The sequence below is a fragment of the Clavibacter quasicaliforniensis genome (genome assembly GCF_051201715.1).
Classification (GTDB): Bacteria; Actinomycetota; Actinomycetes; order Actinomycetales; family Microbacteriaceae; genus Clavibacter; species Clavibacter seminis.
The window spans coordinates 346,590-364,467 of record NZ_CP139624.1 but is presented as its reverse complement, the minus strand read 5'-3'; the positions used below and the strand labels follow the sequence as shown (position 1 = coordinate 364,467).

Below are 17,878 nucleotides of genomic sequence, written 5' to 3'. Positions count from 1 at the left end.
CGCCCCATGACCGGAAGCACCCCCGGACCCGTGCCCGCGACCGCCCCGATCCTCACCGTCGACGACGTCGCCAAGACCTTCACGATGCACCTGCAGGGCGGCCAGCGGCTCGCCGTGCTCGACGGCCTCTCCTTCGTCGTCGGCCGCGCCGAGGCCGTCGTCCTCGGCGGCGCCTCCGGGGCCGGGAAGTCCACCGTCCTGAAGCTCGTCTACGGCAACTACCTCGCCGACCGCGGCCGCATCGTGGTGCACGCTCCGGGCGGCGACGTCGACATGGCGACCGCCCCGCCGCGCGCCGTGCTCGCCGCCCGCCGCGACGCGGTCGGCTACGTGAGCCAGTTCCTCCGCTGCGTCCCGCGCGTCGACACGCTCGACGTGGTGGCCGAGCCGCTCGTCGAGCGCGGGGTCGACGCGGAGGACGCGCGCGACCGGGCCGCGCGCATCCTCACGCGGCTGTCGATCCCGGAGCGCCTGTGGTCGCTGCCGCCCGCGACCTTCTCGGGCGGCGAGCAGCAGCGCGTGAACGTGGCGCGCGGGTTCCTGCCGGAGCTGCCCCTCCTCCTCCTCGACGAGCCGACCGCGTCGCTCGACGCCAGGAACCGCGACGTGGTGGTCGAGCTGATCGCCGAGAAGCGCACCGCCGGCGTCGGCATGCTCGGGATCTTCCACGACGCCGAGGTGCGGGCCGCGGTCGCCGACCGGGCCGTGGACGTGGAGGCGTTCGTGCCGGCCGTCGCGGTGGCAGCCCGATGAGCCGCGTCGCGGTCTACGCCATCCCCGGCGTCGGCTCGGACGACCCCGTCGGGATCCTGCTGCGGGAACGCGCCGAGGCGTGGCTCGGGCGGTCCGTCGTCGGCGGATCCGCGGCACCGGCCCCCGGCGCGCCCGTCGGCTGGACGCGCGCCGAGGTCGACGCGATCACGGTCGACGCCCGGCGCTACGGCTTCCACGGGACGCTCAAGGCGCCCTTCCGCCTCGCCGACGGGCGCGACCTCGCCGGGCTCGAGGCCGCGGTCGCCGAGCTCGCGGGCTCCCGCGACCCCGTCGCGCTGCCCGGCCTCCGGGTCGCCTCGCTCGGCGGCTTCCTCGCGCTCGTGCCGACGGGGCCGGTCCCGGCGCTGGACGCGCTCGCCGCCGACGTCGTCATGCGGCTCGACGGGTTCCGCGCTCCCCCGACGGCGGCGGAGACGGCCCGCCGGGATCCCGCCTCCCTCAGCCCGCGGCAGCGCGAGCTCCTCGAGACCTGGGGCTACCCGCACGTGCTCGACCGGTTCCGCTTCCACCTGACCCTCACCGACCGGATCCCCACCGCCGCGCGCCCCCGCGCCGAGGCCGCCCTGCTCGCCTGGTTCGCGGACGCCACGGACCGGCCGGTCGCCGTCGACGCCCTCGCCGTCGTGGTCGAGGACGTGCCCGGCGCCCCCTTCCGCCTCCACTCCGCCCACCCGCTCCACCTCCGCGCCACCCCGGCGCCCGACCCCGAAGGACCCCGATGAGCCGCGAGACCGTCCTCCGCAACGCCCGCATCGTCCTCGACGACGAGGTGCTGCACGGATCCGTCCTGATCCGCGACGGCCTCGTCGCCGACATCTCCCCCGGCACCGCGGGCGAGGTCGGCGGCACCGGAGACGACCTCGACGGCGACCTCCTGATCCCCGGCCTCGTCGAGCTGCACACCGACCACCTCGAGTCGCACGCGCAGCCCCGCCCGGGCACGCGCTGGGATCCGATCCCCGCCGTCCTCGCGCACGACGCCCAGCTGAGCGGCGCCGGCGTCACCACGGTCTTCGACGCGATCCGCATCGGCACCCTCGAGGGCAGGGACGACGCCACCACGCTGTCCCTCTCGCTCGCGGAGGCCGTCGAGCACGCCGTGGCCGCCGGGCTGCTGCGCGCGGAGCACCTCATCCACCTGCGCTGCGAGGTCGCGGCGCCGGACACGGCCGCCGAGTTCCGCGAGTTCGACCGCATCGCGTCCGTCCGCCTGGCCTCGCTCATGGACCACACGCCCGGGCAGCGCCAGTACGCGGACGTCGAGGCGTTCTCGCGCTACATGGTGGGCCGCGGACGCGTGTCCCAGGCGGGGATCGGCGCCCTCATGGAGGAGCTGCAGGCCGTCGCCGCGGAGCACTCGACGCCCAACCGCGTCGCCATCGCCGAGCTCGCCACCGCGCGCGGGGTGACGCTCGCGGCCCACGACGACGCCACCGTCGCGCACGTCGAGGAGTCCGCGGCGCTCGGGGTGCGCATCTCCGAGTTCCCGACGACCGAGGTCGCCGCGCGCGCCGCCCGCGAGCACGGGCAGCTGATCGTCATGGGCGCGCCGAACATCGTGCGCGGCGGCAGCCAGTCGGGCAACGTCGCGGCCGCGGAGCTGCTCGCGCTCGGCCTCCTCGACGTGCTCTCCTCCGACTACGTCCCCGCGAGCCCGCTGCAGGCGATCGTGCAGCTCGACGCCGACGGGATCCTGCCCCTCACGCGCGGGGTGCGGCTCGTCAGCGGCGACCCGGCGCGGGCCGTCGGGCTCGACGACCGCGGGTCGATCCGCGTGGGCGCGCGCGCGGACCTCGTGCGCGTGCACCGCCACGTCGTGCCCGCGAGCGAGCGGCACCCCGGCGGCCGCACCGTGCCCGTCGTCCGCGGCGTGCACCTCCGGGGAGCGCGGGTGTCGTGAGCGACGCCGCCTCTCCCGCCGCTCCCGCTCCCGTCCCCCTCGGCCCCGGCCCGTTCGTCGCGGTCGTCGGCGCGAGCGGGGTCGGCAAGGACGCGCTGCTCGGCGCCGCCCGCGCGCGCAGCGGACCGGACGCGCACTTCCCCCGCCGCGCCATCACCCGGCCGCCCGGGCCCGGCGAGGACTTCGACGCCGTCGGCGACGAGGAGTTCGCCGCGGCGGCCGCGCGCGGCGACTACGCCGTGACCTGGCGCGCGCACGGCCTCTCGTACGGGATCCCCGCCACGGCCGACGACGCCGTCCGCGCCGGCGCGGCCGTGGTCGCGAACGTCTCCCGCAGCATGCTCGACGTGCTCGCCGCTCGCTACGCGCGGCTGGTCGTGGTGCGGATCACGGTGGCCGAGGACGTGCGGGCCGCCCGGCTCCGCGAGCGGGGCCGCGAGGCCGCCGACGACATCGCCCGGCGGCTCGCCCGCCAGGATCCCGCGCCCGACCGGGTGGCCGACCACGAGGTGCGGAACCACGGCACGGTCGCCGAGGGCGGCGAGGCCCTGCTCCGCGCCATCCGGGCGGCCCGCGCGTCGGCACCGACCGGATCGGCACCGGCCGCCTCCCCGCTCCCCCACCCCATCGACCCCGCGCCCCGCGGACGGACGGAGACCCCATGACCACGAAGCTCACCGAGGAGCCCCTGATCGGCCCCGACGTCGTGATGCCCGGCAGCGAGCTCGGCCGCTGGACGCAGATCGGCGCGAGCACGCGCCTGCTCGACACCGTGATCGGCGACTACAGCTACTGCGACCGCCTCTGCGACTTCGCGCACACCGACGTGGGCCGCTTCTCGAACATCGCGAGCGCCGTGCGCGTCGGCGCCACCGACCACCCGCTCGACCGGGCGACGCTGCACCACTTCATGTACCGCAGCACCATGTACTGGGACGACGTCGAGGACGACGCGGAGTTCTTCGAGCACCGCCGCTCCCGCCGCACCTCCATCGGGCACGACACGTGGATCGGGCACGGCGCCATGATCAAGCCGGGCGTGCGCGTCGGGGACGGCGCGGTCGTCGCGTCGGGCGCCGTCGTCACGCGCGACGTGCCCGACTACGCGATCGTCGCGGGCGTCCCCGCCACGGTGATCCGCTTCCGCCAGCCGCCCGAGATCGCCGAGCGCCTGCGCCTGCTCGCCTGGTGGGACTGGGATCACGCGACCCTCCGCGCGCGCCTGGACGACTTCCGCGCGCTGCCGACCGAGGCGTTCCTGGAGCGGTACGAGGGCTGACGCGTCGCGACGGGCTCGGGCTCAGCCGGGGCCGTCGCCCGCCGCCGCCAGCAGCGGCACGAGGACGTCGCCGATCGGCGTGGGCAGGCCGTGCGCCCGGGCACGGCGCAGGATCACGCCGTTGCGCGCCTCCCACTCGAGCGGTCGGCCTGCCTCCCGGTCGGCGAGGATCGAGGTGCCCTGGTCGGCGGGGGCCGCGGCGAAGTCGTCCACGATCCGGTCGGCCACCCCGTCGTCGAGGACGGCGCCCTCTGCGCGGGCGACCTCGAGGCACTCGCGCGCGTAGGCCCGGGCGAGCCCCGCCACGTCGTCCCGCCGGAACACGCCGGCCCGCCGGCCGGTGGCGGCCATGATCCCGGCCACCGCGTTCTGCACGAGCTTCCGCCAGGCGACCGTCCGGAAGTCGGCCGCGAGCTCGACCCGGCACCGCCCGCCGGCGAGCGCGTCCACGGCGACGCGCGACGCCGGCACGTCGGGCAGCGTGATGCGCGGGTCGCCGCGGAGGAGCACCGATCCGTCGGCCCGCGCCTCCGCGGGGAACCACACCACAGCGGGCACGACCGGGCAGCCCGGGACGTGCGGCGCGACGTCACTGACCTGCTCGATCCCGTTCTGCAGGACCACGACCACCGTGCCCGCGTGGCACAGGGCGGCGAGCCACGGTGCCGCGGCCTCGACCTGCGTGGCCTTCACCGCGAGGAGCACGAGGTCGACGGGCGAGCTGATCCCCGCCGGATCCGTGCGCACGGGCCCCGGGACCACGACGGTCGCGTCGTCGGCGACCAGCACGAGCCGGTCGCGCGGCGTGCGCCCGCAGAGGACGACGGGCACCCCCGCCTCGTGCAGCGCGGCGGCGACGGACGTGCCGATCGCGCCCGGCCCGACGACGGCGACGGCGGGTCGGTCCGCCGTCACCGGAACACGCGGCGCAGCCAGGCGGCGAGCGCCTCGACCGCGAGCACGCTCACGAAGACCATCGCGACGAGCGTGGTGACCTGCCCGTGCAGCGTCATCACGGAGGAGGCGTTCGTCAGGTGGAACCCGATCCCGCTGCCGCCGACGATGCCGAGGATCGTGGCCGCCCGGATGTTCGTGTCCACGAGGTAGAGCGAGTTGCCGACGAGCGACGGCAGCCCCTGCGGCCAGGTGGCCGACAGGAAGCGCTGCCCGCGGGTCGCGCCGACCGCGGTGAGGGCGCGCTCGGGTCCTGCGCCCACCTCCTCGAAGGAGTCGGCGATGAGCTTGCCGAGGAGCCCGACGCCGCCGAACGCGAGCGCCACGACGCCCGCCTGGTTGCCGAGCCCGGTGATCATGATCAGCAGGATCGCGAGCACCAGCTCGGGCACCCCGCGGAACACGACGAGCACGGTGCGCGCGGCGTTGCGCACGGCGGGACTCGGCGCGACGTTGCGCGCGGCGAGGGATCCGACGACGAGCGCGAGCACGACCGACAGCAGCGCCGCGGCGAACGCCACCTGGATCGTCACCAGCAGCGCCTCGGCGAACTCGCCGAACGTGTGCGACCCGGTGCTCGGCGGCCAGAAGCTCTGGAAGGTGGGGCCGACGTACTCCCACGTGATCTGGCCGAGGTCGATGTCGGCCATGAGGTAGCCGCCCACGACGACGACCACGGCGAGCGCCGACCACGCGACGGTGCGCACCCGGTCGGGCGTCCACGGCCGCCGCTGCATCGACTCGACGGTCACGGCCCGCGCGGTGCCGGCGCTCCCGGCCCGCTCGGGCAGGGCGCGGTCCCGCGTGAGGCGCCGCACGATCCGGTCGCCCAGGCCGCGTCCGGCCGGTCGCACCCCGAGCGCGCTGCGGCGGATGGACGACGACACGACCTCCAGCAGCACGCACAGCGCGAAGATCACGATCGCGATGCCGATCCCGCGGCCGTAGCCCTCCGGGAACTGGCCGAACGCGACCTTCATCGCGTAGCCGAGCCCGCCCACGCCGGCGTAGCCGAGGATCGCGGATCCGCGGAGGTTGATGTCGAAGCGGTGCAGCACCGTGGCGATCCACGACGGCAGCACCTGCGGGAACACGCCCGCCCAGAACTCCTGCGCGCGCGTGCCGCCCGTGGTGCGGATCGCGCGCTGCGGGCCCTCGTCCACCTGCTCGATGGCGTCGGCGAAGAGCTTCGAGATCATGCCGATCGAGTGGATCCCGATGGCGAGGATGCCGGGCAGCGGGCTGCCGAGGGCGAAGGCGAGCGCGAACGCGAGGGCGAGCACCACGTCGGGGACCGCGCGCGTCACGACGCCGATCGTGCGGCCGAGGCCGCGCAGCCACGGCGCAGGGGTGGTGTTGCGCGCCGACGCGTAGGCGACGGGCGCGGAGACGAGCGCGGCCGCGAGCGTGCCGAGCACGACGATCCCGAGCGTCAGCCCGATGAGGTACGCGAGGTCGCCGGGCGCCGGGAAGCTGATCGGGTCCATGCGCGAGAACACCTTCGCCGCGTTGCCGACGCTGCGGAGGACGTTCGACCAGGTGAAGTCGAGCGTCGTCAGCGCGTGGACCGCGAAGGCGACCATGGCGAGGACCACGACCAGCGCGAGCGCCTTCTGCCGGTCGGGCCGCCGGCGCGGTGCGCGCTCGTCGACGCCGGGGCGGACGCCGGGCGGGGCCTCGCCGGGGCGCTCGGCGACAGCGGTCACCGGGTGCCGTCCGCGCGCCGGCCATGGGCGAGGCCCTGGTCGCCGACCGCGCCGACGGAGCGCACCCCGACGGGCTCGTCGAGCGGCAGCACGTCGCCGAGCTCGGTCGCGATGGCGGCGAGCGCGGAGGTCGTCGACGCCACGCGCCCGTAGATCTCCATCACCTCGGCCTTGCCGATGCCCGCGGTGGGGGTGTCGAGCACGACCTCGCCGTGCCGGAGCCCGACGATGCGGTCGCCCCAGCCGAGCGCGAGGTCCACCTGGTGCAGGCTGCACACCACCGTGAGGCCGTCGTCGGCGGCGATCTCGCGGATGAGGCGCATCACCTGCTCGCTGGACTCGGGGTCGAGGCTCGCGACGGGCTCGTCGGCGAGCAGGATCTCGGGCCGCTGCATGAGCGCCCGCGCGATGGCGACGCGCTGCTGCTGGCCGCCGGAGAGCTGGTCCGCCCGCTCGTAGGCCTTCTCGAGCAGGCCCACGCGGTCGAGGTGGCCGAGCGCCTCGGTGCGCGCGGCGCGGGGGTAGGTCCAGATGCCGAGGCGCGGGCCGCGGAGGCGGCCGAGCGCGCCCGTGAGCACGTTCTCGAGCACGGTCAGCGAGGGCACGAGCTCGAACTGCTGGAAGATCATCGCCACCCGGCCGCGCAGGGCGCGGAGGTCCTGCTGGCCGAGGGATGCGACGTCCTGGTCGAAGACGCGGACGCTGCCCGAGGTCGGCAGCTCGAGGCCGTCCAGGTGCCGCAGCAGGGTCGACTTGCCCGAGCCGGACAGGCCGAGGAGCACCACGACCTCCCCGCGCTCGACGCTCAGGTCGACGTCGTGGAGCGCCCGCGTGCCGCCGAAGTCCTTGGTGACGCCGGAGACGGAGACGAGCGGGGAGGTCGTGGTGCCGGTCATGGTCGGATCAGTCCGTCCGGGTCACTTCGCGCACTTGGCGGCGGCGATGGAGTCGCAGAGGTCCGCGATGCCCTTGTAGTACGAGACGTCCTCCGGCTGGGCGCCGAAGTAGCCCTTCGTGAAGCCGTCGGTCAGCGGGACGCCGGAGGCCTTGATCGCGTCGAGCGTCGCGCCCTGGAGCGCCGTCGTGAGCTTCGCCTTGACGTCGGCGGGCAGCGCCGAGGAGATGGAGAGCGGGCCGCCGGGCACGTACTCCTTGCCGATCGAGGTGAGCTGGCCGGCCGCCACGGCGGGCTCGACGATCGAGTCCTCGGCGAACCCGACGTCGCACTGGCCCGACGCGACGGCCTGCGCCGACTTGTCGTGCGCGCCCGCGAAGTAGGGCGTGAAGTCCGCGAACTGCGGGTTGCCGTTGGCGTCGGAGCCCGTGCTCGTGACGTCGATGCCGGCCTTCTGCAGCTGGTAAAGGCCGAAGAGGAAGCCGGAGGTCGAGTTCGGGTCGACGAAGCAGACGGTCTTGCCCTTGGCGCCCGCGAGGTCGGTGATCGAGGACCCCTTCGGCACGATCGCCTCGGAGTAGTAGCCGGGGTCGGTGACGTCCTTCGAGGTGAGGGCCGCGGCGACCGGCTCGATCTCGGCGCCCTTGTTCGAGGCCATGACGTACTGCAGGGCGCCCGAGCTCATCAGGTCGATCTTGCCGGCGACGGCGGCCGCGATGAGCGCGGTGTAGTCGGCCGTGGGGTAGTACTCGACCTTGAGCCCGGTCTCCTTCGCGATGTAGTCCTCGAGCGGCTTGTTGTTCGAGTCGGAGCCGGCCTGGTCGGGCGTGGCGCCGAAGACGAGGGTGCCCTCGGACTTGGCCCAGGTGCCCGAGGTGTCGGCGGATGCGGCCGACGCGTCGGAGCCGCCGGCGGAGCAGCCGGAGAGCGCGAGGGCGGCGACGAGCGCGGAGGCCGCGAGGGCTCCGATGCGGGTGCGGGGGGACAGGGACATGGACGTGCCTCTCGAGTCGGTACCCGCGAGCGGTGAGGGGGATGCGCGGGTCGATCTCGAAGCTAGGAACGCGGGATGGAACCGCCGTGGTGGTCAGGTGGCGGATCCGTGAACTTGTCCGGAAGAGCAGACATCTCCATCCTCGGCAGCCGCCCTCAGCCCATGTCGGAGCCCAGCTCGACCTCCGTGAAGATCGAGCCGAGCAGCACGCCCGCGGGCGGCGACGTGTCCGCGCCGAGCTCCGGGAAGCGGTGCGCGAACACCTCGGCGTCGTCCTCGGGGTGGTAGCCGATCGCCTCGCCCGCGGCGAGCGACACCCAGCGGCGCGTGTTGCGGGAGACGCCCCACACGATGCGGTGGCCGGGCTCGTCCCACCGCAGGACGGCCTCGACGAGCCGCGCCGCGTCGCCCGCCGAGAGCCAGGTCGAGACGCTGCGGGCCTGCGACGGCTCGGGCTCGGCCGTCATGATCCGCACGCTCACCACGACGTGCCCGTGCCGGTCGGCGTAGAGGCTGCCGAGCCCCTCGAGCAGCACCTTGCTCAGGCCGTAGAAGGTGTCGGGGCGGGGCGCCGGCACGTCGTCACGCGCGGCCTCGGTCGCGGGCAGGAAGCCGACCGCGTGGATGGAGCTGGCCGCGAGGATCCGCGGCACCCCCGCCCGCACGACCGCCTCGTGCACCGCGTGCGCGCCGTCGTTGTTGACGGCCTGGATCGCCTCCCACGGCCGCTCGGCCGCGTGCGCCGCGAGGTGCACCACGAGGTCGGATCCGCGGAACGCCTCCGTGCACGCGTCGACGTCGGTCGTGTCGACGATGGCCGAGGTCTCCCCCGGCTCGAGCGGCGTCGGCGGCGCCACCACATCGAGCAGCCGCAGCTCGTGCCCGGCGGCGAGGAGCAGGGGGCGGATGCTCGTGGCGATGCGCCCGGATCCTCCCGTGATCGTGATCGTGGCCATGTCGGGTCCCCTCGTCGTCGAAGCGCGGCGAGGCGAGGCGCGGCCGCCATCCCATCCTGCCGGGAGGGCGGCCGCACGGGGAGGGGCGACCGCCCCCGCGTCACCGGAACAGGCGGTTGACCTTCTCGTTCACCTGATCGAGCGAGTCCACCGGTTCGCTGCCGATGTAGATGCCGTCCATCACGGGCTTCATGATCGCGAGGATCTCCGCGGCGTTCTTCGTCACCGGGAAGAGGATCGTGTCGCCGTCGTCCACGAGGTCCGTGAACGGCTTCACGTCGAAGCCCTTGTCGGCGAAGGCCTGGATGGCCGCCTCGGTGCCCGCGGGCCGCGCCGGGAAGATCACGCCCTCCTTGCCGACGATGGTCTGGCACTCGTCCGAGCCGAGGAACGCGACCCAGCGGGCCGACTCCTCGGGCGCGTCCGTCTGCGCGCTGATGGAGTCGCCGAGCCCGTTGTACATGGAGACCGGATGCCCGATCGGCCCGATCGGCACGCTCGCGATCCCGAGGTCGACGCCCTGGAGCCGCGCGTAGCTGGAGATGGTCCACGAGCCGTCGGCCACCAGCGCCGCCTGACCGGATCCGAGCTGCTGCACGGGGTTCGGCGCCGTGCCGACGCGCTCGTACGACGGCATGAAGCCCTTGCCGACGAGGCCGAACAGCCACGCGATGGAGTCCTTGAACCGCGGGTCGTCGTAGTTGTACTCGTCGCCCCACACGGGCGCGTTGGTGAACTGCCATCCGGTGGCGCCCGCGAGCCACGCCCACTGCGTCTGCCCGTTGGTGTCGCCGGCGCCGTTGGATCCGAGCCCGTACGTCACGACGTTCGTCGGGTCGAAGCCCGCCTCGTCCCCGCGTACGCCGTTCGCGTCGACCGTGAGGTGCGCGATGACCTTCTCGAAGGTCCCGCCGTCCTCGGGGTTCCAGGTGAGGCCCTGCAGGTCGGCCGGCGTCATGCCGGCCTTCGCGAGCATGTCCTTGTCGTAGAAGAGGGCGATGGTGTCGAAGTCCTTCGGCGATCCGTACTGCTTCCCGTCCTGGCCCTTCCAGAGGTCGGCGAGGCCCGCCTGGTAGTCCGCGGGGTCGAGGCCCGCGGTCGCCGGGAAGTCGTCGAGCGGCAGGATCACGCCGCGGCTGACGAACTCGGGGTACTTCGTGAGGTGGTCGGTGAAGACGTCGGGCCCGGCGCCCGCGACGAGCCCCGCGGTGAGCTTCTGCCAGTAGTCCGCCCAGCCGTACTGCGTGATCCGGATGTCGATGTCCGGGTTCTCGGCCTCGAACGCCGTCGCGCACTTCTGGTAGCCGGGCAGCTGCAGGGACTCCCACAGCCAGTAGTCCACGGTGACCTTGCCCGAGCCCGCCCCCGGCGCGGAGGCGCAGCCGGAGAGCGCGGCGAAGGCGATGGCCGCGATCGCGCCGGCCGCCAGCCGCCTTGGACCGCGACGGGGCCGGGTGGTGCGTGATGTCGTCGTCGACATGGTCGTCGTCCTCACTTGATGCCGTTGAAGCCGATGTTGTTGACGATGCGCTTGGCGAAGACCCCGAACAGCAGGATCATCGGCAGCGCCGCCACGAGCGTCGCGGCCATGAGGCCCGACCAGTCGGGCCCGCCCTGCGGGCTCTGCGACTTGAACGCCCCGAGCGCCACCGTGAGCACGCGCGAGTCGTCGGTGTAGCTGACCATCAGCGGCCAGAAGTAGTCGTTCCAGCTGCTCATGTAGGTGAGGATGCTCACGGTCGCGATGGGCGCCGCCGACATCGGGATGATCACCTTGAAGAAGATGGCGAGCTTGCTCGCCCCGTCCACGAGCGCCGCCTCCTCCACCTCCTTGGGCACGTTCATGAAGAACTGCCGGAGGAAGAAGATCGCGAACGGCGTCATGAACAGCGACGGCAGCATGATCCCCAGGAGGCTGTCGATGAGCCCCAGCTGCTTCACCAGCAGGAAGTTCGGCAGCAGCGTGAAGATCACCGGGACCATGAGCGACAGCAGGAAGAACCCGAACACGAAGTCCCGTCCGCGCCACACCAGCCGCGAGAACGCGTACGCGGCCATGGCGGAGAAGAAGACCTGGCACACGGTCACGGTCGTGGAGACGACCACCGAGTTGCCGAGGTAGCGCCAGAAGTCGAGTTTGGCGCCGGATCCGCCGTCCGCGATCGCGTCGTCGACCGACTGCAGCCCGAACACGCGGAGGAAGCCGTTCCAGGTGAAGTCCACGGGCAGCAGCGAGGTGGCGTTGCCGTAGAGCGCGCCATTGCTCGAGAGCGCCGTGCGGAGGATCCAGTAGAAGGGGAACACCGTCACGACGACGATGAGCGACATGACCACCCAGGCCGCGACGCGGCCCCAGCGGATGGGACGGCGCGGACGCGCGGGACGGGACGGGCGGGGCGGCTCCTCGGAACCGGCCTCGCGAGGCGGCGCGACGGGCGCGTTCTGCAGCTGGGTCATGACGGCTCCTAGTTCAGGTCGGACTGGCCGGCGCGCGTGATGCGGTACTGGAAGTAGGTGACGATCACCAGGATGACGAGCATCGCGACGCTCAGCGTCGACGCGTATCCGAAGTCGAACTGCGCGAACGCCTTGTCGTAGATGTAGACCTGCAGCAGCCGCGACGAGTCGACCGGGCCGCCGCCCGTGGTCACCGAGACGGTGTCGAACACCTGGAACGAGCCGATCACCGAGATGATCAGCACGAGGCCGAGCACGGGGCGCAGCAGCGGCATCGTGATCCCGCGGAACATCCGGAACTCGGACGCGCCGTCGACCCGCGCGGCCTCGTAGTAGTTGGCCGGGATGGCCTGCAGGCCCGCGAAGATCAGCAGGGCCGTGTAGCCCATGTGCCGCCAGACGTTGACGGCGGCGATGGTGGGGATGACCCAGGTCTCCGTGGTGAAGAACCCGATGCGGTCGAGGCCCATCCACTCCAGGAGCTGGTTGCCGATGCCGAGCTGGAAGTCGAGGATCCAGAGGAAGACGAGGGCGGCGACCACGTTCGAGACGAGATAGGGCGCGAGGATCACGCCGCGCAGCAGCGTCGACTGCGTCAGCCGCTGCATGAGGACGGCGATGCCGAGCGCGATGACCGTCTGGAACCCGATGTTGAGGACGACGTAGTAGAGGGTGACGCGGGCGGCGTTCCAGAAGATCGGATCCGCCAGCATGCGCTGGTAGTTCTCGATGCCGATGAAGCGGGCCGGGGACAGCAGGTCCCACGAGGTGAAGCTCAGCCAGATGCCGCGCAGGAGCGGCCAGAAGTAGAAGACCACGAGGCCGATGGAGGCCGGGATGAGGAACATCGCGGCGAGGCGGGTGTCGTCCTTGCGCCGGGTCCGGGGAGGCGGCGCGCCGCCTCCGGCATGCCGGGCGCCGGGTGACGCGGGGACCGTTGCCGACGCGGTGCGCGCGTCGGCGGCGTTCACGGAGAGTGCCATTCAGACTCCTTCGTCCTTCCCGCTCCATCGCGGGCGACGGTGCCGGTGAGGGCCTCCGCCGCCCTCAGTGTGGCTCCGGGTCCATGTCCGCACAATGGCGGAAGGTAACGGGATGGTAACGAATGTAAACGCTTTCATTTCGCCGTCGGGCCGGACTAGGGTCGCTCTCGACACCCTCCCGACGAAGCGCAACGGAGCCCTCGTGACCGTCATCGACACCCCTGCGACCACCTCGATCCGATGGGAGGCGGGCGGGTTGCTGCTCGTGTTCGAGCACGATGAGGAGGGGCCGGTCCGCCTCGTCGAGGTGGGCGGCGCGGCGGACGACGAGGCCGCCGACAGCGCGGCGACCGGGCGCCCGTCGCCGCGTCAGCCGCTGGTCGAGGTGCTGTCGCCGGCGTGGGGGCGGATCGCCAACAGCTACCGCTACGACGGCACCGCGCTCGGCGCCGGGCTCCGGTTCGTCGACGCGAGCGCTACCTCGCGCGACGGCCTCGACCGGCTGGAGATCGTGCAGCGCCACCCGGCGTCCGGCCTCGTCGCGACCACCGTGCTCGAGGCCCGACCCGGCGTCCCCGCCGTCCGCACCACCACCACGCTCGCGCTGGATCCCGGCAGCGCTCCGTTGCCCGTCTGGGCAGTGACGAGCCTCGCGACCGGCGCCGTCGTCTCCGACGCGCCCAACGACGTCGACCTGTGGTGGGCCGACAGCGGCTGGTGCTCGGAGAACCGCTGGACCTCCCGCCCGCTGCGCTCCCCCGGCCTCGTCGACATCGATCGCACGGCCCGCGGCGAGACGAGCAGGAACCGCCTCGCGGTGTCGAGCCTCAGCTCGTGGTCGTCCGGCGTCGCGAACCCGGCGGGGGCGGCGCGCGACCGGAGGACGGGGCGCACGCTGGCGTGGCAGGTCGAGCACAACGGCGCGTGGTCCTTCGAGCTCGGGGAGGATCCCGACTGGGGCCTCGGCGGCGTCCCCCTCGAGGACCGCCTGTTCAGCGAGACCCCGTTCGGCCCTCCGCGCGCCGACCGGTCCCGCGACGGCGCGTACGTCGCCGTCCTCGGCCCGACCGACACGCTGCACCAGTGGTCGATCGTGCTCGACGCCGCGACGACGTTCACGACCGTGCCCGTCTCCTTCACGGTGGCCGGATCCCTGGAGGACGCCTTCGGGCGCCTCGCCGCGCAGCGCCGGTCCTCGAAGCGCCCCCACGCCGCCGGCGACGCCCTCCCCGTGGTGTTCAACGACTACATGAACACGCTCGAGGGCGATCCCACGGAGGGCAAGCTCCTCCCGCTCATCGACGCCGCCGCGCGCGTCGGCGCCGAGGTCTTCTGCATCGACGCCGGCTGGTACGACGACACCGCCGGGTGGTGGGCGAGCGTCGGCGACTGGCAGCCGTCGACCGCGCGGTTCCCGTCCGGCCTGTCGTCGGTCCTCGACAGGATCCGCGCGCACGGGATGGTCGCGGGCCTCTGGCTCGAGCCCGAGGTCGTGGGCGTCGACAGCCTCGCGGCCCGGACGCTCCCCGACTCGGCGTTCCTGCAGCGCGGCGGCGTGCGCATCGTCGAGAACGCGAGGCACCTGCTCGACCTGCGCTCGCCCGTGGCGCGCGCGCACCTCGACGAGGCCGTCGACCGGCTCGTCGGCGACCTCGGGGTCGGCTTCTTCAAGCTGGACTACAACGTCACGCCGGGCGCAGGGACGGACCTCGACGCCCCGTCGGTCGGCGCGGGCCTGCTCGACCACAACCGCGCGCTGCTCGCCTGGCTGGCGGACGTGCTCGACCGGCACCCCGACCTGATCCTCGAGAACTGCGGCTCCGGCGCGATGCGCTCCGACGCGGCCATGCTCCGCGTGCTGCAGATGCAGTCGACCTCCGACCAGCAGGACCCGCTGCTGTACCCGATGATCGCGGTGGGCGCCCTCGCGCACATCCTCCCCGAGCAGGCCGGCAACTGGGCCTACCCGCAGCCGGACATGGACGACGAGATGCTCGTCTTCACCCAGTGCACGGGTCTCGCCGGGCGGCTCTACCAGGCCGGCGTGCTGAGCGGCATGGGCGACCACGGCCTCGACCTCGTCGCCGACGCCGTGCGGGTCCACAAGGAGACACGGCACCAGCTCGCCGCGTCGACGCCGCGCTTCCCGACCGGGCTGCCGTCGTGGGACGACGCCTGGACGACGGTCGCGTTCGACGTCGCCGACTCGCCGGACACCTACGTGATCGCCTGGCGCCAGGCCCACGCCGAGCGGCACGTCGACCTCGCCCTGCCGCACCTGGGCGCGCGGGACGCGGTCGTCGAGCAGGTCTACCCGGCCGCGGGCGTCGGCGCCGCGTGGACCGCGGCGCGCACCTCGGGCGGCCTCCGGCTCGACTCGGGCGAGGCGGGCACGGGCGCCGCGGGCGCGCGCATGTTCCGCGTGCGCGTCGGCTGAGCCGGTGACCGCACGGCACGGGGCGGATCCGTCACCGCGGCGCCGCGGTGCTCTCGCGCACGATGAGCTCGGGCGGCAGGTCGACGTCCTCGGGGGCGGCCTGGTCCTCGATCCGGGCGACCAGCTGCTCGAGCACCGCCCGCCCGAGACCGCGGAAGTCCATCCGCACGCTCGTGAGGGCGGGCGACGTCACCTGCGAGAAGGTCGCGTCGTCGAAGCCCACCAGGCTCACGTCGTCGGGGACCCGGCGGCCGAGCTCCGTCAGCGCGCGCAGCGCCCCCAGCGCGATCTCGTCGTTGAAGCAGAACAGCGCGGTGACGCCGTCGTCCAGGGCGCGCGCCGTCGCGTCGTGGGCCTGGAGCGGGTGCCACCCCGTCATGATCACCTCAGGGGCGGGAGCGCCCCGCCGCGCGAGCGTCTCCAGGTACGCCCGGGTGCGCCCGCGGCCCGACTCGGACGGGTGGTCGACGCTCAGGTGGTGCACCGTGCGGTGACCGAGGTCGAGCAGGTGCTCGGTCGCGAGCCGGGCGCCGACCTCGTCGTCGATGTGCGCGTGCGGCACGCCGGAGAGGTGCGTGCCCATGAGCGTCGCGGAGGCGACGGGCAGGTCGCTGGGCAGCATCTCGAGCGCGCGGCTGACCGGGCTGTCGAACTCGATGCCCACCACGCCCGCGAGCGGCAGCCGGAGCAGGAGGTCGACCGCCTGGCGGGCGTCGTCGGCGTGCCCGGTGCGCACCACGGCGACCGTCACCAGGAGCCCGTGCGCGATGGCCGCCTCCTGGATCCCCTGAATGGTGGAGGCGAAGCCGTACCGCGTCGTGTCCTCCGCGAGGACGCCCACGAGCCGGTTCCTGCCGCTGACCAGCGCGCGCGCCGCCTCGTTCGGCCGGTAGCCCAGCTCGTCGACCGCGCGCGCGACCGCGGCGCGGCGCCGGGCGCTCACCTGCGAGCTGCCGTTCAGCACCCGCGACACGGTCGCGTTCGAGACGCCGGCCAGACGGGCGACGTCCGCCAGGCCCGGCAGCTTGGCGCGGCGCGGCTCGCTCATCCCTCGACAGTAGCCCCGCGGTGATCCTGTCGACGGGTGCCCGTCGGACTCCGCGCCCCACCGCCGCACCCCCCGCACACCGCCCTGCACGGCCGACGGAAGGACCCCGATGACCGCCCTCACTCCCCCCATGGGATGGAACAGCTGGGACAGCTACGGCACGGCCGTGACGGAGGAGGAGGTGATGGCCAACGCGCGCTTCATGGCCGAGCACCTGCTGCCGTTCGGCTGGGACACCGTCGTCGTCGACATCCAGTGGTACGAGCCCACCGCGCGCGCCGGCGGCTACAACGAGGATCCGCCGGTCGAGCTCGACGCCTTCGGGCGCCAGATGCCCGCCGTCAACCGCTTCCCCTCCGCCGCCGGCGGCGCCGGGTTCGGGCCGCTCGCGCGGGCGGTGCACGACCTCGGGCTCCGCTTCGGGATCCACGTCATGCGCGGGATCCCGCGGCTGGCGGTCGCGCGCGACCTCCCGGTGAAGGGCACGGACACGACCGCCGCGCGCGTCGCCGACACCTCGTCCACCTGCGCGTGGAACCCCGACAACTTCGGCCTCGACCACGACGTCCCGGGCGCGCAGGCGTACTACGACGCGCAGCTGGAGCAGTTCGCGGCCTGGGGCGTCGACCTCGTCAAGGCGGACGACATGCTCAGCCCGTACCACGACCGCGAGATCCAGGCGTATCACCGGGCGATCGAGCGGAGCGGGCGCGACATCGTCCTCAGCCTCTCCCCCGGCACGCACCTCTCCACCGCGCACCTCGACCACCTGCGGGAGAACGCCGCCATGTGGCGCGTGTCCGACGACCTCTGGGACAGGTGGGACGACGTGCTCGACCAGTTCTCCCGCATGGCCAGGTGGGCGCCGTTCCAGCGGCCGGGCGCGTGGGCGGACGCCGACATGCTCCCGCTCGGCCGCATCGGGATCCGGGCGGAGCGCGGCGAGGACCGCGACAGCCGCCTCGCGCTCGAGGAGCAGCGCACGCTCATGAGCCTCTGGATCATGTCCCGCTCGCCGCTCATGTACGGCGGCGACCTCCCCCGGAGCCGGCCGGAGACGGTCGCGCTGCTCACCGTGCCCGCGATGATCCGCATCCTCCAGCGCTCCCGGGACAACCGCGAGGTGATCCGCGAGGACGACCTGGTGGTCTGGACGGCCGTGGCCACCGACGCCGAGGCGTCCTACGCCGCGGTCTTCCACCTCGGCGACGCGGGCGCGACGCACCGCGTGCCGCTCGCCTCGGTCGGGATCCGCCCGGGCGCCGCGGGCACGGCGACGGACGCCTGGACCGGCGCCCGCGTCGAGCTGGACGGCGACGCGCTCGTGCTCGACGTGCCGGCGCACGGCTCTCGCGTGGTGCGCTTCGACGTGGCATGACGGACGGATCTACGCGAATAGCTCCGAGGTCGGCGTCGAGCCGCTCACCTCCGCACCGGCGGCGCTGACGATGATGCCGACAGGGGTTTACACGCGTAGAACCCATGCCGCAGAATC

At 73.6% G+C, this 17,878-nt stretch carries 16 protein-coding genes; 7 read left to right on the top strand and 9 right to left on the bottom strand.

Annotation, left to right across the window (positions count from 1 at the left end):
- Positions 1 to 6: 6 nt before the first annotated feature.
- From phnL to NL142_RS01740, 5 genes are read left to right on the top strand one after another with little or no spacing between them, the layout of a single operon-like run.
- A complete protein-coding gene (gene phnL, locus NL142_RS01760; RefSeq protein WP_435080724.1) occupies positions 7 to 753 on the top strand; it encodes a phosphonate C-P lyase system protein PhnL in 747 nt (248 codons plus the stop codon).
- On the top strand, positions 750 to 1,496 hold the full coding sequence (locus tag NL142_RS01755) for a DUF1045 domain-containing protein (RefSeq protein WP_435080723.1): 747 nt from the start codon (positions 750 to 752) through the stop codon (positions 1,494 to 1,496). The genes phnL and NL142_RS01755 overlap by 4 nt, the downstream gene beginning before the upstream one ends.
- Entirely contained in the window at positions 1,493 to 2,674 is a 1,182-nt protein-coding gene (locus tag NL142_RS01750) for an alpha-D-ribose 1-methylphosphonate 5-triphosphate diphosphatase (protein ID WP_435080722.1), read from the top strand. Before NL142_RS01755 ends, NL142_RS01750 begins: the two co-directional genes overlap by 4 nt.
- Positions 2,671 to 3,339 (top strand): phosphonate metabolism protein/1,5-bisphosphokinase (PRPP-forming) PhnN, encoded by a 669-nt coding sequence (phnN, locus tag NL142_RS01745; RefSeq protein WP_435080721.1) that lies wholly within the window; start codon positions 2,671 to 2,673, stop codon positions 3,337 to 3,339. The genes NL142_RS01750 and phnN overlap by 4 nt, the downstream gene beginning before the upstream one ends.
- On the top strand, positions 3,336 to 3,953 hold the full coding sequence (locus NL142_RS01740) for a DapH/DapD/GlmU-related protein (RefSeq protein ID WP_435080720.1): 618 nt from the start codon (positions 3,336 to 3,338) through the stop codon (positions 3,951 to 3,953). The genes phnN and NL142_RS01740 overlap by 4 nt, the downstream gene beginning before the upstream one ends.
- Positions 3,954 to 3,974: 21 nt before the next feature.
- Here the strand turns inward: NL142_RS01740 and NL142_RS01735 are convergent, their stop codons facing one another.
- The 8 genes from NL142_RS01735 to NL142_RS01700 all read right to left on the bottom strand — a co-directional run bounded on the left by NL142_RS01735 (position 3,975) and on the right by NL142_RS01700 (position 12,898).
- Positions 3,975 to 4,868, bottom strand: coding sequence for an oxidoreductase (locus NL142_RS01735; RefSeq protein WP_435080719.1), 894 nt, complete (start codon positions 4,866 to 4,868; stop codon positions 3,975 to 3,977).
- Complete coding sequence (locus tag NL142_RS01730) at positions 4,865 to 6,613, bottom strand: PhnE/PtxC family ABC transporter permease (protein WP_435080718.1); 1,749 nt, start codon at positions 6,611 to 6,613, stop codon at positions 4,865 to 4,867. Before NL142_RS01730 ends, NL142_RS01735 begins: the two co-directional genes overlap by 4 nt.
- Entirely contained in the window at positions 6,610 to 7,509 is a 900-nt protein-coding gene (phnC, locus tag NL142_RS01725; protein ID WP_435080717.1) for a phosphonate ABC transporter ATP-binding protein, read from the bottom strand. Before phnC ends, NL142_RS01730 begins: the two co-directional genes overlap by 4 nt.
- A 21-nt stretch (positions 7,510 to 7,530) precedes the next feature.
- On the bottom strand, positions 7,531 to 8,502 hold the full coding sequence (locus tag NL142_RS01720) for a phosphate/phosphite/phosphonate ABC transporter substrate-binding protein (protein WP_435080716.1): 972 nt from the start codon (positions 8,500 to 8,502) through the stop codon (positions 7,531 to 7,533).
- A 155-nt stretch (positions 8,503 to 8,657) separates the two neighbouring features.
- On the bottom strand, positions 8,658 to 9,458 hold the full coding sequence (locus tag NL142_RS01715; RefSeq protein WP_435080715.1) for an NAD-dependent epimerase/dehydratase family protein: 801 nt from the start codon (positions 9,456 to 9,458) through the stop codon (positions 8,658 to 8,660).
- 100 nt (positions 9,459 to 9,558) lie between these two features.
- Entirely contained in the window at positions 9,559 to 10,938 is a 1,380-nt protein-coding gene (locus NL142_RS01710) for an ABC transporter substrate-binding protein (protein ID WP_435080714.1), read from the bottom strand.
- 11 nt (positions 10,939 to 10,949) lie between these two features.
- Positions 10,950 to 11,915, bottom strand: coding sequence for a carbohydrate ABC transporter permease (locus NL142_RS01705; RefSeq protein WP_435080713.1), 966 nt, complete (start codon positions 11,913 to 11,915; stop codon positions 10,950 to 10,952).
- 8 nt (positions 11,916 to 11,923) lie between these two features.
- On the bottom strand, positions 11,924 to 12,898 hold the full coding sequence (locus NL142_RS01700) for a carbohydrate ABC transporter permease (RefSeq protein WP_194683651.1): 975 nt from the start codon (positions 12,896 to 12,898) through the stop codon (positions 11,924 to 11,926).
- Positions 12,899 to 13,100: 202 nt separating this feature from the next.
- On the opposite strand from NL142_RS01700, the gene NL142_RS01695 reads away from it, so the two are divergent.
- Positions 13,101 to 15,335 (top strand): glycoside hydrolase family 36 protein, encoded by a 2,235-nt coding sequence (locus NL142_RS01695; RefSeq protein WP_435080712.1) that lies wholly within the window; start codon positions 13,101 to 13,103, stop codon positions 15,333 to 15,335.
- 31 nt (positions 15,336 to 15,366) lie between these two features.
- Here the strand turns inward: NL142_RS01695 and NL142_RS01690 are convergent, their stop codons facing one another.
- A complete protein-coding gene (locus tag NL142_RS01690) occupies positions 15,367 to 16,383 on the bottom strand; it encodes a LacI family DNA-binding transcriptional regulator (protein WP_435080711.1) in 1,017 nt (338 codons plus the stop codon).
- A 109-nt stretch (positions 16,384 to 16,492) separates the two neighbouring features.
- On the opposite strand from NL142_RS01690, the gene NL142_RS01685 reads away from it, so the two are divergent.
- Complete coding sequence (locus tag NL142_RS01685; RefSeq protein ID WP_435080710.1) at positions 16,493 to 17,761, top strand: glycoside hydrolase family 27 protein; 1,269 nt, start codon at positions 16,493 to 16,495, stop codon at positions 17,759 to 17,761.
- The last annotated feature ends 117 nt before the right edge of the window (positions 17,762 to 17,878 follow it).

Bases quoted from the DNA above. Each gene is read 5' to 3' on its own strand.
- NL142_RS01715 (WP_435080715.1), bottom strand. From the start codon at position 9,458: ATGGCCACGATCACGATCACGGGAGGATCCGGGCGCATCGCCACGAGC.
- NL142_RS01705 (WP_435080713.1), bottom strand. From the start codon at position 11,915: ATGACCCAGCTGCAGAACGCGCCCGTCGCGCCGCCTCGCGAGGCCGGT.
- NL142_RS01720 (WP_435080716.1), bottom strand. From the start codon at position 8,502: ATGTCCCTGTCCCCCCGCACCCGCATCGGAGCCCTCGCGGCCTCCGCG.
- NL142_RS01755 (WP_435080723.1), top strand. From the start codon at position 750: ATGAGCCGCGTCGCGGTCTACGCCATCCCCGGCGTCGGCTCGGACGAC.
- NL142_RS01690 (WP_435080711.1), bottom strand. From the start codon at position 16,383: ATGAGCGAGCCGCGCCGCGCCAAGCTGCCGGGCCTGGCGGACGTCGCC.
- NL142_RS01740 (WP_435080720.1), top strand. From the start codon at position 3,336: ATGACCACGAAGCTCACCGAGGAGCCCCTGATCGGCCCCGACGTCGTG.
- phnC (WP_435080717.1), bottom strand. From the start codon at position 7,509: ATGACCGGCACCACGACCTCCCCGCTCGTCTCCGTCTCCGGCGTCACC.
- NL142_RS01710 (WP_435080714.1), bottom strand. From the start codon at position 10,938: ATGTCGACGACGACATCACGCACCACCCGGCCCCGTCGCGGTCCAAGG.
- NL142_RS01750 (WP_435080722.1), top strand. From the start codon at position 1,493: ATGAGCCGCGAGACCGTCCTCCGCAACGCCCGCATCGTCCTCGACGAC.
- NL142_RS01700 (WP_194683651.1), bottom strand. From the start codon at position 12,898: ATGGCACTCTCCGTGAACGCCGCCGACGCGCGCACCGCGTCGGCAACG.
- NL142_RS01685 (WP_435080710.1), top strand. From the start codon at position 16,493: ATGACCGCCCTCACTCCCCCCATGGGATGGAACAGCTGGGACAGCTAC.
- phnL (WP_435080724.1), top strand. From the start codon at position 7: ATGACCGGAAGCACCCCCGGACCCGTGCCCGCGACCGCCCCGATCCTC.